The following is a 14,603-nucleotide window of genomic DNA, read 5'->3' on the forward strand; positions in this document are numbered from 1 at the left end:
TGGATCGTGGGGCCGGGTTCATCCCATGTTCTGACTGCGTGCGGCGCTTTCCACGATGATGTCGGCCAGTTCGCTGAATTCGGCGCCGTCGAACTCCTCCAGCGACTCGAGCAGCCGGACGTGGTAGATGTTCTCCAGCTCGAGAATGATCTGGACCATCGAGAACGAGTCGAGGTCGGCGACGGAATTCGGCTCCGGCACATCGGGCTGCTCGGCGCAGATCATCCGGGCGGTGGCCGCGACGGTCTCGGTCACGGCGCCTTTGTCGAGCGTTTCGTTCATCGGGCATGCGCCTTTCCTGTCAGGTTGTCGGCACGACAAGGACTGCGGAGCCTTGTGTGTTGACCGGCGAGCAGAACGTCGTCGCCGTGAATCCGCGGGGAACGTCGGTCCCGCCGGCGAGACGAATCATATGGCGAAAACGCCCACCGATTAGCGGTCACCGGCCGGCGAATCGCCGGTCATGCGCCAGCGGTCCCAGTTCATCCGGCCGGTCGTCGCCGGTAAGGCGTCCAGTTCGCGCAGATCCTCGCGGCTGAGCCGGAGGTTGAGCGCGGCGAAGTCCTCCTGCAGCCAGCGCAGCCGCCGCGTACCCGGCAGCGCGACCACCCGCTCGTCCTGCGCGAGCGTCCAGGCGATCGCCACCTGGGCGGGCGTCGCGCCGAGCCGGTCGGCGACCGACCGCACGCCCTTCACGATGATCTCGTTGGCCGCCATGGCGTCCGCGGTGAACCGCGGGTCACGCGACCGGGAGTCCTCCGCGCCGAGACCGCCGGCCACGTTGCCCGACAGGTAACCGCGGCCCAGCGGCGAGAAGGCCACGTAGTCCACGTCGTTCTCCCGGCACCACGGCAGGACGTCGGCCCGGTTGTCCGCCGCCCAGATGGACAGTTCGTACTGCACGGCGGCCATCGGGAAGATCGCGTGCACCGCGCTCAGTTCGTCCACTGTGGCGTGGGAGATGCCCAGCGCCCGCACTTTGCCCTCGGTGACCAGTTCGGCCATGGCGCCCCACGTCTCCTCGAGCGGGACGGCGGGGTCCACCCGGTGCAGCTGGTAGAGGTCGATGACGTCGGTCTGTAGCCTGCGCAGCGAGCCCTCGCACGCGGTGCGGATGTGCTCGGGCCGCCCGTTGCGGCTCAGCATGCCGTCCGGGCCCGCGACCAGCCCGCATTTGGTGGCGATGACAGCCGAGTCGCGGCGTCCCTTCAGCGCCTGGCCGAGCAGTCGTTCGTTGCTGAACGGGCCGTAGACGTCCGCGGTGTCGAAAAGCGTGATGCCCAGCTCGATGGCGCGGTGAATGACGCGGACCGACTCGGCGTCGTCGCGATTCTCCGGCGCGTATCCACCGGACATGGTCATACAGCCGAGGCCGACCCGGCCCATTTTGAGCCGTTCGGCGATCAGAGTTTTCCGCATGGGTACCTGCACATCTATCGAATGGGGATGGAGGTGCACCTCGTGAATGCGGCTCAGCGGTGCGAACCCGACCACAAGAGCCGGTGCTGCCCCGAATGATGTCCCAGCCGGCCGGATGCTCGCAACAATTCAACCGGGAAACCCGCCGGAGAATGTCCGTGCCATTACGGGCTCGTTGATATCACGGCAAGCCGTGCCACCACACGAGCCCGCATGTCCCGCTTCCCGGCGGGCGCTCAGCCGTCCCGCTGGCGGGACGGCTCGCTCTGCGGCCGCGCGGCGTAGATCCGCGCGATTTCGTGGAAGGCCGCCTTGGGTGCCCACCGCTGGCCGCTTCGCTGGGTCACCTTCGTGATCGCGTATCCGGCCATGTCGAGGTCCCGCGCCGCCCGGCCGGAATGCAGCCGGGTGCGGTCGACGAACTCGAACACGAACGCGCCGTCGACGTCTTCATCGCGGTAGATCCCGAGCAGTTCGGCCAGATACCTGGCCTGTGTGCCCTCGTCTCTGGTGAATCCGGGGCGCACCCGCGGCGGGTCGGTGCGCCAATCGACGATCCCGTGTGTCGCCGGTCCGTCGTCGTCCGCGCCCACATAGCTCCCGCAGCCGAATTCCAGAATGACGACGGGCTTGCCGTGCCGGTGCTGACGGCGCAGTTCCGCGCGGTATCCGACGCGGTTGTGCCGGTGCCGGTAGTAGTTCACGCCGACGATGTCGAACGCGGTCCAGTCGACTTTCTCCCAGAAACCCGACGCGTACGTGATCCGGCCGTGGAAACCCGCGCGGGCGGTCGCCGCTGCCTGTCCGAGAAACACGTTCAGCCGCCTGTTGAACAGCGGGAGCAGTGCCCACCAGCGGGGTGACTCCAGCGGGAATCCCTTGTCCGCCGCGGTGCGGCCGGGAATGATCCCGTCGGTGTAGAGCGAGTACTCGCAGCCCACGTTGAGCACGATCGCCGGGTGTTCCCGCCGCAGCTGCTCGGCGGCGTGCGCGGCTTCGCCCAGGTGGGCGAGCACTTCGGCGGGTGCCGCGTCGGGCAGCCGGGGTTGCAGCCAGACTTCGAGGCCGAGTTCGAGCGCGACACGGGCGGCTTCGGCCAGCTGCCGCACATCGCGGCCGTAGATGTTCACCGCGTTGCAATACAACTCGTCGCGAATGGCGATAAGGTCTTGCCGTACGATGTCCGCGCCGTCCGTGTACCAGTAGTCGGACTCGATTCGATAATTGATGCCCCGGTGGACAAGGCTCATTGTGTATCCTCGTTCGACAGGTGCTGAATAATACGTTCGAACACGTCCGTCATAGGTATGCCGATAGCTTTCGCCTCGTTCACCATGGGCTCGAGGTAGGTCGCGAAGAACGTCTCCCTTCGTTCCGCGCGCCCGCCCTCCTGCCGCAGGTCAAAGGACATGCCGATGCCTCATTTCACGTGGTTGTCATTGCTCGATCCGCGTAATAGATTGCGGAGAGCGGTGAACATCATCCTACGTCGTGGCGTGCCGGGCTGACTACCCTCGGTGAACTGTCCACGGCGGCAAATCCCTTGTTGTGCTCCGGCCGTCGTGCCAGGCCGTCCGATGCGGAGAGGAATTCGATGCGGGTTCTGTTCGCCACATATGCGGTGAAAACGCATTTCCAGGCGATGGTGCCGCTGGCGTGGGCGTTGCGTAACGCGGGCCACGAGGTCAGGGTGGCCAGCCAGCCTGAGCTGGCCGACGTCATCACCAGCGCCGGCCTGACGGCGGTGTCCGTCGGCCAGGACCACACGCTGTGGCGTACCGCCAACCGGTTTCTGACCAAGCGGTACGCGGAGTCCAACCCGGCGGTGTACAAGTCCGTCCGTGAGGCCAAGGTGCTGCCGTTCGACCAGGCCGAGCGCGCGCCGGAACAGCTGACGGTGGACGACCTGGCGCCGGCCTACGACAACCTGGTGCGGTCCTGGTACCGGATCGTCAACAACACCATGGTCGCCGACCTGGTCGACTTCGCCCGGCACTGGCGGCCGGACCTGGTCATCTGGGAGCCCAACAGCTACGCGGCGGCGATCGCGGCCGAGGTGTCCGGCGCCGCGCACGCCAGGATGCTGTGGGGCGCCGACATTTTCGCCGTCACCCGGGCCCGGTTGCTCGACCTGCGAGCGGGACGACCCGACGCGCTGGGGGAGTGGCTCGCCGGGCTGATCGAGCCGTACGGCCACGACTTCACCGAAACCCTGGTCACTGGGGACTTCACGATCGACCAGCTGCCCGGCCCGCTGCGGATGACAGCCGATCACGTGCACTACGTGCGGATGGGATACGTGCCGTACAACGGCGTGGCCACCGTGCCAAAGTGGTTGTGGGAGCAGCCGAAACGGCCACGAGTCGCGCTGACCCTGGGTGTGTCCGCCGCGGAGAGCTTCGGCGGATACGGCGTCAGCGTCCAGGACGTGCTGGACTCGTTGGCGGACCTGGACATCGAGATCGTGGCCACAGTGGCCGAACGGGAACAAGACAAGCTCCGGCAGATCCCGGAGAACACCAGGGTCGTTCCGTCCGTGCCGCTGCATGCGCTGCTGCCCGGCTGCTCGGCGGCCATCCACCACGCGGGGTTCAACACGTTGTGCACCACCCTGTTCTACGGCGTGCCGCCGATGTCACTGCCGGAACGGTTCGACGAACCGCTGCTCGCACGACGAGTCGAGCAACAGGGCGCGGGGCTCTCGGTGCACATGGCGGAGGCGACCGGCGAGCAGGTGCGTGCCGGAGTGCTCCGGCTGTTGACCGAACCGTCGTTCCGGCAGGCGGTGCAGCCGCTGACCGCCGAGATGACCGCCATGCCGTCACCGGCGGATCTGGTGGCATACCTGGAAGAACTCACCGACGGCTATCGCCGTCACCCCAGCCCAGCTGTCCGGCAAGTCGCCGCACTTCACGGAAACGGATCATCATGAAGGGAATCATCCTCGCAGGCGGAAGCGGGACCCGGCTCTACCCGCTGACCGCCGCGACCTCGAAGCAACTGCTGCCCGTCTACGACAAGCCGATGGTCTACTACCCGTTGTCGGTGCTGATGCTCGCCGACATCCGGGACGTGCTGATCATCTCGACGCCCACGAGCGTGCCCGCGATGCGGTCGTTGCTCGGCGACGGCACGCACCTCGGGATGAACATCACCTACGCCGTCCAGCCCGAGCCCAACGGCATCGCCGAGGCGTTCCTGATCGGCGCGGACCACATCGGCGGTGAGGACTCCGCGCTCATCCTGGGAGACAACATCTTCCACGGGACCGGGTTCCCCGGCCTGTTGCGGGACACCCGCAAGAACCTCGACGGCGCCACGCTGTTCGGCTACCCGGTCTCCGATCCGGAGCGCTACGGCATCGGCGAGCTCGACGAGCGCGGGAACCTCGTCTCCCTTGAGGAGAAACCGAAGCAGCCGCGCTCGGACAACGCGATCACCGGGCTGTACTTCTACGACTCCGACGTCGTCGAGATCGCCAAGGGCCTCACGCCGTCCGCCCGCGGCGAGCTGGAGATCACCGACGTCAACAAGGAGTACCTGCGTGCGGGCCGGGCCCGCCTGGTCCGCCTCGGCCGCGGCTTCACCTGGCTGGACGCCGGGACGCACGAGTCGCTGCTGGAAGCGAGCCAGTACGTGCACGTGCTGGAGAACAGGCAAGGCGTGCGGGTGGCGTGCCTGGAGGAGATCGCGTTGCGGATGGGCTTCATCAACGCCGACGAGTGCTACTCGCTCGGCGAAAGGATGACCAATTCGCAGTACGGGCGCTACGTCATGACTGTGGCGCGGTCGGCGGCATGAGCCGTCCCGCCAGCGAGACATCTGCGGGGACCAGAGGATTCCCCGCGATACCACCGGATGAGCTGCTGTCAGCCGGGTTCGACGCGATCACCGACCGGCCGTGGCGTACACAGTGGACATCCGGCGCCGCGGACCTGGTGCGCGACTTGCTGCCGGAGACGGTGGTGACGCGCACGTCCGGGTCCACCGGTCCCAGCCAGGAATGGCCACGCACACGCGAGCAGTTGTGGGCGGAAGCAGGCCTGCTGGCGGATCTGCTGCGTCCCCATCGGCCGGACGCGGTGGTGTCCTTCGCGCCGCCGAGGCACTTGTTCGGTGCGCTGGCCAGCGTGCTCGTGCCGGCCCGGCTGGGTGCCGAGGCCTGGTACCGGCCGGGGTTCTTCGGTTCCCTGCCCCCGGTGGCCGGCCGGCGCGTGGTCGTCGTTGCGGTGCCGTGGATCTTCCGGCTCCTGCTGGAACATCCGGACTGGGTGCGTTCGCTGGCCGACCTGACGGTGTTGCACAGCACCGCGCTGCTGCCCGCCACCGCCGGGGACTTCCTGGCGAGCGCGGAGCAGGCGCGCATCGTCGAGGTCTTCGGGGCCACGGAGACGGGGGGCGTGGCGTATCGGTGGTGGCGTGGTGGAAACCCGCCGTGGCAGCTGTTCGACGACGTCACAGTCGATTTCCCCGGGCCGGGTGAGCACCCGCTGGTGGTGCGCGGCCCTCGGCTGGCCGGGAATGCACGGAGCCGGCAGCTGGACGACTTCGTCGAGCCGGTCGGCGACCGGCGGTTCCGGTTCACCGGCAGGCGGAGCCGGTTGGTGAAGGTCAACGGGCGACGGTTGAACCTCGACGAGCTGGAAGTGGCACTGCGCGCGGTGGTCCGGTGTGCCGACCTGGCGCTCGTGCCCAGCGCGGACGCCATGACCGGCGAACACCTGGAGTTGCTGATAGTCCCGCCCGACGGCGGCCGGCACGACCTCAGCCCGGTTGTCGACGTGCTGGGGTTGCGGCCGAGGCGTGTGCACGTGGTCGATCGGATCGACCGGACCGAGACGGGCAAACTCCGGCGAGCCGTGTCATGAGCGGACTGGCTTCGCTGGTGCGGCAGGCAGGCTGGGACGCCGTGCTGCCCGACTGCGGTCCGGACGACATCGACCGGATGGCCGAGAGCACCGCGACCGTGGACAAGGCACTGGCCGCCGGAGTGCGGATCTACGGCCTCACCCAGGGCTTCGGGCCGCTTGTGGAGTTCACCGCGGCGTCCGAGGCCGAGCAGGGCACGAGCCTGATCGCCCACCTGGGCAGTGGCCAGGGCCGCCCACTGGACCCGGACGTCTGCCGGTTGATCGTGTGGCTGCGGCTGGTGAGCATGCGCAAGGGGTATTCGGCGGTGTCGCCGGAGTTCTGGCACGTGCTCGCGGACCTGTGGAATCGCGGGTTCACCCCGGCGATTCCCCGCGACGGCACGGTCAGCGCGAGCGGCGACCTGCAACCGCTGGCACATGCGGCTCTCGCGTACGCCGGTCACGGCGACGCGTGGGTGCGGGTCGAGAACGAATGGACACTGCGCCCCGCCGCCGAAACGCTCGCGGCACTGTCGGCCGAACCCGTCGAATGGCCGGTCCGGGAGGCGTTGGCGTTCGTCAACGGGACCGGTGCCAGCCTCGCCGTCGCGATCGTGAACCAGCAGTCGGCGACACGGCTCGTACGCGCGGTCACCCTGCTGACGGCCCGTATTGTCTTCCTGTTGCGCGCCAACAGGGAGCACTACCACCCGGGTGTCGCGGTCGCTCGTGGCCAACCTGGACAGTCCACTGTGGCGCGCTGGTTGCGTGAGTCGCTGCCGCCGGACACGGCCAGGGACCCGGCACGGCCGCTGCAGGAGCCGTACAGCCTGCGGTGCGCGCCGCAAGTGCTCGGCGCGGTACTCGACCAGCTCGACTCGGCGGGCAACGTCCTGCTGAACGAGGCGTTCGGCTGTACGGACAACCCGCTTACCTACGAAACGGAGGTGCTGCACGGCGGCAACTTCCACGCGATGCCGGTCGGCCTCGCCTCCGACCAGATCGGGCTGGCCCTGCACCAAGCCGCCTACCTGGCGGAACGACAGCTGGCCCTGATCTGCGACCCCGGCACCAACGGCGGACTGCCGCCCATGCTCACCCCGCGCCCGGGACGTGGCTGCGGCCTGGCGGGGGTGCAGATCAGCGCGACCTCGTTCGTGTCCAGAATCAGGCAGTTGGTGTACCCGGCGTCGCTGACGTCGTTGCCGACCAACGGCTGGAACCAGGACCACGTCCCGATGGCGCTCAACGGCGCCAATTCGGTGGCCGACGCGCTGGATCTGGCCTGGCTGGTGGCCGGTTCACTCGCGGTCGGCGCCGCGCAGCTCGCGTCGATGGTGGGCGAGCAGCCGCGGGACGAGTTGTGGGCCGCGCTCGCGCGGATCAGTCCTCCGCTGGCGGCCGACCGGCCGCTGGCAGGTGAGGTCAGGGCCGCCCGTGATCTGCTGGCCGAAGCGGCCGGACAATTGTTCCGGCCGTGATTTTCACCAGGAAATTCGTCGTACCGAATTCCGTACGGACGACGCTGTGGAGCCGATGGATTCGGTAACTTCTTGTCCGGTAACCGGTTCGGCAACTTCTCGAGGAGATTTGATATGCCGGTCACATCCCAATGCCGTATTTGCGACGGAATCGTCCAGGAGTTCTTCGACTTCGGGCGGCAGCCGTTGTCCGACGCGTTCGCCGAGCCGGCGAGGGCCGGGGACAACGAGTTCTTCTTCCGGCTGGCCACCGGGATCTGCACGTCGTGCTCGATGGTGCAGCTGATGGAGGAGGTCCCGCGCGAGGAGATGTTCCACGAGGACTACCCGTACCTGTCCTCGGGTTCGTCGTTCATGCGCGAGCACTTCGGCAAACTCGCCGAGCGGTTCCGCACCACCGAGCTGACCGGGCCGGACCCGTTCATCGTCGAGCTCGGCTGCAATGACGGGATCATGCTCAAGGCGCTGGCCGACGCGGGAATCCGGCATCTGGGCGTCGAGCCGTCCGGTGGCGTCGCGGATCTCGCCGCTGCCAAGGGCATCACCGTGCGCAAGGACTTCTTCGAGGAGAAGGTCGCCTCGGAAATCCGGGCCGAGCAGGGCCCGGCGGACGTCATCTACGCCGCGAACACGCTCTGCCATATCCCGTACATGGGCTCGATTCTGCGCGGCGTGGTGAATCTGCTCGCCCCGAAGGGCGTTTTCGTCTTCGAGGACCCGTACTTCGCCGACATCGTCCGCCGCAACTCGTTCGACCAGATCTACGACGAGCATTTCTTCTTCTTCACCGCGCAGTCGGTGCGGGAGATGGCGAAGCTGCACGGCCTGGAACTGGTCGACGTCGAGCGGATTCCGGTGCACGGCGGCGAAGTCCGCTACACGCTCGCGCTGGCGGGTGCCCGCACGCCGAGCGCGGCGGTGGCCGAGCTGATCGCGGCCGAGCAGGAGCAGAAGCTGACCGACTTCGCGACGCTGGAGTCGTTCGGTGCCAACGTCCGCCAGATCCGCGACGACCTGGTCAGCTTGCTGCGTGAGCTGAAGGACAAGGGCCACCGGGTGGTCGGCTACGGCGCGACGGCCAAGAGCGCCACGGTGCTCAACTTCTGCGGGATCGGCCCCGACCTGATCGAGTTCATCTCGGACACCAGCTCCACCAAGCAGGGCAGGGTCACGCCCGGCTCGCACATCCCGGTCAAGCCGCCGACCGAGTTCGCGGCCCGCTACCCGGACTACGCGGTGCTGTTCGCGTGGAACCACGCCGAGGAAATCATGGCCAAGGAACAGGATTTCCGGGACGCGGGCGGCCGGTGGATCCAGTACGTGCCCAGTGTGCACGTGTCCTGATCAGACGAACACCAAGGCCGGGGTGGCATGCCACCCCGGCCAGTTCGTTGGCAGATCCCCGAATCACTCCCGCGCGGCGGCCGCCTCGTCGAGCACGGCGACGATCCACGTCAGCAGATCCTGGTCGACCGTCGCCGCGGCGTCCTGCCAGCGTTGCTGCTGGTCGGGGATGATGGTGACCTGTAGCCGGGTGCCCGGCAGGGGAGTCCCGTTCCGCGCTGTCCCGTCCTGGCCGGCACGGCGGCTGGCCTTCACGCGGTTGCGCAGCTCGTTGCGTGACCAGTTGTGTTTCTCCGCGCGGTCCATCCAGTCGTCCTGCTCGGCCTCCGGCAGGCTCGCCACTTCGGCGTGGTGCTGGAAGGTCAGCGACTCACGCCTGCGCTCGCGCGGGAACTTCCGCGCGACCCACGCATAGTTGCGCAACGTCTGGTAGTCCAGACCGGTCTCTTCGATCGCCCGCTTGTAGCGGTCCGAGTACTCCGTTTGCCCGTAGATCAGCCAATCGCCCAGCCACCAGGCCGACGAGTCCGAGATGGTGAAGATCTGACGGCCTATTCTCCGCCATTCATCGAGCGGCATTCTCGCGGGCAGCGCGAGGCAGGTCCGCATTGTCAGTGCGGTGCCGAGCGACGATGTCGACGACCGTGACGGTCCACGCTGTTCCGGCTTGTCCCCAGTGCGTCCGGCAGCGCCTTCGCTCATTGGCATTGGCTTTGTTCCCCAGTTCTTTCTCCCCCGGTGGCTCCGCGCCGAGCCGCATCACGCGCCCCCCTCGCGGCTGTTGTCCCCGGACGCCATGTTGCCAGTGTTGGCACTCGCGGACAACGCAGGTCAGTCACGGGGAACCGGACACCTGCGGGTTCGGTGACAACTGGCGGCGACTCGGTGTTGCCTGCCGTCCCGCCAGCGGGACGGCCGCGCCCGCCGGACCGGCGACGCGGCGCGGCCGGGCGGCCGGACCGGGCCGAAGAATGAATCGGCGGCTGTCGGCTCGGAATGGAAATTGACTGCCGCTCGCCAGGTGAGTAGTTTTCCTGAGGAGCGCGGAATCGCCGGAATCCAACGTTGATGCGTCTGTCCGTTGGCGGTTGCCGGTCGTGATGTCGCCCATTCGAATTGTGATCCCATGCGTGCTGGAGGATGACGTCGACCATGACTCAATATGTCTGGGGTTATCTGGACGAATATGAAAGCGAGCGGGCCGACCTCCTCGCTGCGGTGGACGAGGTCTTCCGCTCGGGCAAGCTCGTGCTCGGGCCGAGCGTCGCCGGGTTCGAGCGGGAGTTCGCCGACTACCACGGGGCCGCGCACTGCGTGGGCGTCGACAACGGGACCAACGCGATCGTGCTGGCCCTGCGCGCGATCGGTGTGGGCGCCGGCGACGAAGTCATCACCGTCTCGAACACCGCTGCCCCCACGGTGATCGCGATCGATGCCGTCGGCGCCACACCGGTCTTCGTCGACGTGCACGAGGACACGTACCTGATGCGCGTCGACCAGATCGAAGCCGCGATCACCGAACGCACCAAATGCCTGCTGCCAGTGCACCTGTACGGGCAGTGCGTCGACATGGCGCCGCTGGAGGCCGTCGCGGCCAAGCACGGCCTGCGCGTCCTGGAAGACTGCGCGCAGGCGCACGGCGCCACGCACCACGGCCGGATCGCGGGCTCGATGGGGCTCGTCTCGGCGTTCTCCTTCTATCCCACCAAGGTTCTCGGCGCCTACGGCGACGGTGGAGCAGCGGTCACCAGCGACCCCGAGGTGGACGCCAACCTCCGCAGGCTGCGCTACTACGGCATGGAGGACGTCTACCACGTCGTGCAGACGCCGGGCTACAACAGCAGGCTCGACGAGGTACAGGCGGAGATCCTGCGCCGCAAGCTGACCCGGCTGCCCGAGTACCTCGCCGGTCGCCGCGCGATCGCCGACCGTTACGTGGAAGCCTTGTCGGACACCGACCTCGTGCTCCCGGTGACCGCGCCGGGCAACGACCACGTGTACTACGTCTACGTCGTCCGCCACCCGCAGCGCGACAGGATCATCGCGGCGCTGCGCGAGCACGACGTCCACCTCAACATCAGCTACCCGTGGCCGGTGCACGTCCAGAAGGGCTTCGCGCACCTCGGCGTCGAGCCCGGCACGCTGCCGGTCACCGAACGGCTGGCCGGCGAGATCTTCTCGCTGCCCATGTACCCGTCGCTGACCCGCGGCGCGCAGGACAAGGTCATCGACGCGCTGCGCGAAGTCCTTGCCACCCTCTGACGAAGGGACTTGCCGTGACTTCCACGAGTGCCGCGCCGGTGACCGGGGACGGCGTGCTGACGACAATCGCGGAGTTCGACCAGTGGTGGGCGGGCCGCCACCGCGCCGGCCGGTTCGAGGTGACCAGGATCCCGTTCGCCGAACTGGACACCTGGCACTTCGATGAGGCGACCGGCAACCTCGGGCACGACAGCGGCCGGTTCTTCACCATCGAGGGGCTGCAGGTCGAGGTCGGCGGCGGGGCGGTCGACTGGCAGCCGATCATCAACCAGCCGGAGATCGGCCTGCTCGGCATCGTGGTCAAGGAGTTCGGCGGGGTGCTGCACTGCCTGATGCAGGCCAAGATGGAACCGGGCAACGTCAACACGTTGCAGCTCTCGCCGACCGTGCAGGCCACCCGCAGCAACTACACGCAGGTGCACCGCGGCGCGACCACCCGGTACCTCGACCTGTTCATCGGGCCGGACCGCGGCGAGGTCCTCGTCGACGTCCTGCAGTCGGAACAGGGCGCGTGGTTCTGGCGCAAGCGAAACCGCAACGTGGTCGTCAGGATCACCGAGGACGTCCCGATCAACGACGACTACCGCTGGCTGCCACTGCACCTGGTCCGCGAGCTGATGCGGGTGGACAACCTGGTGAACATGGACGCCCGGACTGTGTTGTCCTGCATGCCTTTCGCGCAGCCTGACGAGGCCGTGCAGTCCAAGGGGACGTCCTTCGCCGACGCGCTCACCCGCTCTTATCTGTCGGACAAGGCGTTGCACACGTCCGGTGCCGTGTTGAGCTGGTTCACCGAGGCGAAGACCATGTGCGACTGGAGTGTCCGCCTGATCCCGGTCGGCGAGGTGCGCAACTGGTCACGCACCGAGTACGAGATCGCCGACGACGCCGGGCGGGACTTCCGTATCATCGGGGTGCGGGTCGAGGCGGGCAACCGCGAGGTCGCCGCGTGGACCCAGCCGCTGCTCGAGCCGCGCGGCCAAGGCCTGGCGATCTTCGTGACTCGCTCGATCAACGACGTGCTGCACGTGCTCGTCCAGGCACGCCCGGAGATCGGGCTGCTGGACCTGGTCGAGATGGGTCCGACCGTGCAGCTGCTGCCAGGCCGGGACCCCGCCGACGTCGACGACCCGTTCGTCAAGGGCGTCGCGACCGGTGAGGTCGGGCGGATCCGTTACGACACCGTGCTTTCCGAGGAAGGCGGCCGGTTCCTCAACGCGCTCACCCGTTACCGCGTGGTGGAGGTCGGCGACGAGTTCCCCGTCGACGTGCCGCCGAACTTCTGCTGGCTGACCGTGCGGCAGCTGATGGACCTGTTGCGGCACGGCCACTACCTCAACATCGAAGCGCGCAGCCTGCTCGCCTGCGTGCACAGCTTGTGGTGACTTGGACCCGGATGCGCGACCTAGGCCGTGTTTCAAATGCCCGATCGCGATAGCCGGGCCGGATGCGGCCCCTGACGCCACCGCGGGACCGCCCAAAGACAACCAGTATTCGCGGCGATCCCGCGGCGACGCCAGGAACCGCCCCGATCCCGACTCTCATCGACCGGGACATTCGAAACACGACCTAGGAGGGAAACCCTGATGCAGGCACGGAAACTGGCCGTCGAAGGCGCGGTCGAGTTCTCGCCGAGGATCTTCGCCGACGACCGCGGCCACTTCGTGTCGCCGTATCAGGAGGCCGCCTTCGTCGACGCGGTCGGCAAACCGCTGTTCGCCGTGACACAGACCAACATCAGCATGTCGCGGCGCGGGGTGGTACGCGGCATCCACTACACGACCACCCCGCCCGGAACGGCGAAGTACGTCTACTGCACGCGGGGCAGGGTGCTCGACATCGTCGTCGACATCCGCGTCGGCTCGCCGACGTACGGGAAGTGGGATGCGGTCATCCTCGACCCGGAGTCCTACCGCTCCACCTATATGCCGTTGGGCGTCGGTCACGCGTTCGTGGCGCTCGAGGACAAGTCCGTGATGTCCTACCTGCTGTCGCAGAGCTATGTGCCGGAGAACGAACTGGCGCTGTCGGTCCTCGACCCCGACCTCAGCCTGCCGATCCCGCACGACATCGACCCCGTGCTGTCCGACCGTGACCTGAACGCGCCGAGGCTGGCCGAGGCCAACGCGCGCGGCCTGTTACCGGACTACGCCACGTGTCTGCGGATCGAGGCGAGCCCGTTGGTCAACTCCCGGCCGGCCTGATCCCGATCTCTCGAAAGGTGCCCCTGATGCGTTTGCTCGTCACCGGTGCGGCCGGTTTCATCGGCTCGCACTTCACCCGCTACTGGCTGCGGGAACATCCCGCCGACACCGTGGTCGCGCTGGACGCGTTGACCTACCGGGGAACCGAGACCAACCTGACCGACATCCGCGAGCAGATCACCTTCGTGCATGCGGACATCGCCGACAGCGTCGCCGTCGAGCGCGCGCTGACCGACCACGGGATCGAGACCGTGGTCAATTTCGCGGCCGAGTCGCACAACAGCCTGGCCGTGCTGGACCCCGCCCGGTTCTTCCGTACCAACGTGCTGGGCACGCAGTCGCTGCTGGAGTCCTGCCTGCGTACCGGCGTCAAGCGGGTGCACCACATCTCCACCTGCGAGGTCTACGGCGACCTGCCGCTGAACGCCGACGAGGCGTTCACCGAGGAATCGCCCTACCGGCCGCGCACGCCGTACAACGCCAGCAAGGCGGGCGCCGACCACGCTGTGCGTTCGTACTACGAGACCTTCGGCTTGCCGGTGACGATCACCAACTGCGCCAACAACTACGGGCCGAACCAGTTCCCGGAGAACGTCCTGCCGCTGTTCACCACGCAGGCCCTGGACGGCGAACCGCTGCCGGTCTACGCCTCCAAGCACAACCGCAGGGAGTGGATCCACGCGGTCGACCACTGCCGTGCGATCGACGCGGTGCTGCGGCGCGGCAGGATCGGCGAGACCTACCACGTCGGCACCGGGCTCGAAGCCAGCGTCGAGCAGATCGCCGACCTGGTGCTGGACGAACTCGGCCTGCCCGGCTCGTTGAAGACGACCGTGCCCGACCGTCCCGGTCACGACCGGCGCTACCTGCTCGACTCCACCAAGATCCGCCGTGAGCTGGGCTGGCAGCCGCAGGTCAGCTTCGACACCGGCATCAGGGAGACGATCCGCTGGTACGCCGACAACCGGGCGTGGTGGGAGCCTTTGCGGGACCGCAGCCCGGTCAACGAGAGCGCTTGGGCCACGAAGTCTTGAGGGAGACAA

Annotated in this window: 14 protein-coding genes; 9 read left to right on the top strand and 5 right to left on the bottom strand. The window is 67.7% G+C overall.

All coding sequences use genetic code 11. From position 1 onward, the window contains the following. Positions 1 to 18: 18 nt before the first annotated feature. The 4 genes from GC106_RS27570 to GC106_RS27585 form a co-directional block, all read right to left on the bottom strand. Positions 19 to 282: a hypothetical protein gene (locus GC106_RS27570; RefSeq protein ID WP_173136560.1), complete on the bottom strand. Its 264-nt coding sequence runs from the start codon at positions 280 to 282 to the stop codon at positions 19 to 21. Between the two features lie 150 nt (positions 283 to 432). Next, the gene (locus GC106_RS27575) at positions 433 to 1,419 is read right to left on the bottom strand and encodes an aldo/keto reductase (RefSeq protein WP_173136562.1); all 987 of its coding nucleotides are present in this window, start codon (positions 1,417 to 1,419) and stop codon (positions 433 to 435) included. 236 nt (positions 1,420 to 1,655) lie between these two features. After that, complete coding sequence (locus GC106_RS27580; protein WP_173136564.1) at positions 1,656 to 2,669, bottom strand: glycoside hydrolase family 113 protein; 1,014 nt, start codon at positions 2,667 to 2,669, stop codon at positions 1,656 to 1,658. Next, positions 2,666 to 2,830, bottom strand: coding sequence for a hypothetical protein (locus GC106_RS27585; RefSeq protein ID WP_173136566.1), 165 nt, complete (start codon positions 2,828 to 2,830; stop codon positions 2,666 to 2,668). The genes GC106_RS27580 and GC106_RS27585 overlap by 4 nt, the downstream gene beginning before the upstream one ends. A 183-nt stretch (positions 2,831 to 3,013) precedes the next feature. On the opposite strand from GC106_RS27585, the gene GC106_RS27590 reads away from it, so the two are divergent. The 5 genes from GC106_RS27590 to GC106_RS27610 all read left to right on the top strand — a co-directional run bounded on the left by GC106_RS27590 (position 3,014) and on the right by GC106_RS27610 (position 9,094). Next, positions 3,014 to 4,351, top strand: a complete 1,338-nt coding sequence (locus GC106_RS27590) for an activator-dependent family glycosyltransferase (RefSeq protein WP_173136568.1) — start codon at positions 3,014 to 3,016, stop codon at positions 4,349 to 4,351. Then, the gene (gene rfbA, locus GC106_RS27595; protein ID WP_173136570.1) at positions 4,348 to 5,220 is read left to right on the top strand and encodes a glucose-1-phosphate thymidylyltransferase RfbA; all 873 of its coding nucleotides are present in this window, start codon (positions 4,348 to 4,350) and stop codon (positions 5,218 to 5,220) included. The genes GC106_RS27590 and rfbA overlap by 4 nt, the downstream gene beginning before the upstream one ends. Continuing rightward, entirely contained in the window at positions 5,217 to 6,287 is a 1,071-nt protein-coding gene (locus tag GC106_RS27600) for an AMP-binding protein (RefSeq protein ID WP_173136572.1), read from the top strand. Before rfbA ends, GC106_RS27600 begins: the two co-directional genes overlap by 4 nt. After that, positions 6,284 to 7,750, top strand: coding sequence for an aromatic amino acid ammonia-lyase (locus tag GC106_RS27605; RefSeq protein WP_173136574.1), 1,467 nt, complete (start codon positions 6,284 to 6,286; stop codon positions 7,748 to 7,750). Before GC106_RS27600 ends, GC106_RS27605 begins: the two co-directional genes overlap by 4 nt. 114 nt (positions 7,751 to 7,864) lie before the next feature. Further along, positions 7,865 to 9,094, top strand: a complete 1,230-nt coding sequence (locus GC106_RS27610; RefSeq protein WP_173136576.1) for a class I SAM-dependent methyltransferase — start codon at positions 7,865 to 7,867, stop codon at positions 9,092 to 9,094. Between the two features lie 63 nt (positions 9,095 to 9,157). Here the strand turns inward: GC106_RS27610 and GC106_RS27615 are convergent, their stop codons facing one another. Continuing rightward, positions 9,158 to 9,796 carry an LmbU family transcriptional regulator gene (locus GC106_RS27615; protein ID WP_173136578.1) on the bottom strand — a complete coding sequence of 213 codons (639 nt, stop codon included), beginning with the start codon at positions 9,794 to 9,796 and terminating at the stop codon, positions 9,158 to 9,160. 450 nt (positions 9,797 to 10,246) lie between these two features. Here GC106_RS27615 and GC106_RS27620 point away from each other — a divergent pair, with 450 nt between their 5' ends. From GC106_RS27620 to rfbB, 4 genes are all read left to right on the top strand, one after another. Then, positions 10,247 to 11,356, top strand: coding sequence for a DegT/DnrJ/EryC1/StrS family aminotransferase (locus tag GC106_RS27620; RefSeq protein ID WP_173136580.1), 1,110 nt, complete (start codon positions 10,247 to 10,249; stop codon positions 11,354 to 11,356). A gap of 14 nt (positions 11,357 to 11,370) precedes the next feature. Further along, entirely contained in the window at positions 11,371 to 12,741 is a 1,371-nt protein-coding gene (locus GC106_RS27625; protein ID WP_312872890.1) for an NDP-hexose 2,3-dehydratase family protein, read from the top strand. A 201-nt stretch (positions 12,742 to 12,942) separates the two neighbouring features. Next, the gene (locus GC106_RS27630; RefSeq protein ID WP_173136582.1) at positions 12,943 to 13,560 is read left to right on the top strand and encodes a dTDP-4-dehydrorhamnose 3,5-epimerase family protein; all 618 of its coding nucleotides are present in this window, start codon (positions 12,943 to 12,945) and stop codon (positions 13,558 to 13,560) included. A 26-nt stretch (positions 13,561 to 13,586) separates the two neighbouring features. After that, a complete protein-coding gene (rfbB, locus tag GC106_RS27635; RefSeq protein WP_217281032.1) occupies positions 13,587 to 14,594 on the top strand; it encodes a dTDP-glucose 4,6-dehydratase in 1,008 nt (335 codons plus the stop codon). Positions 14,595 to 14,603: the final 9 nt, after the last annotated feature.

The organism is Kibdelosporangium persicum, assembly GCF_013280595.1.
Lineage (GTDB): Bacteria > Actinomycetota > Actinomycetes > Mycobacteriales > Pseudonocardiaceae > Kibdelosporangium > Kibdelosporangium persicum.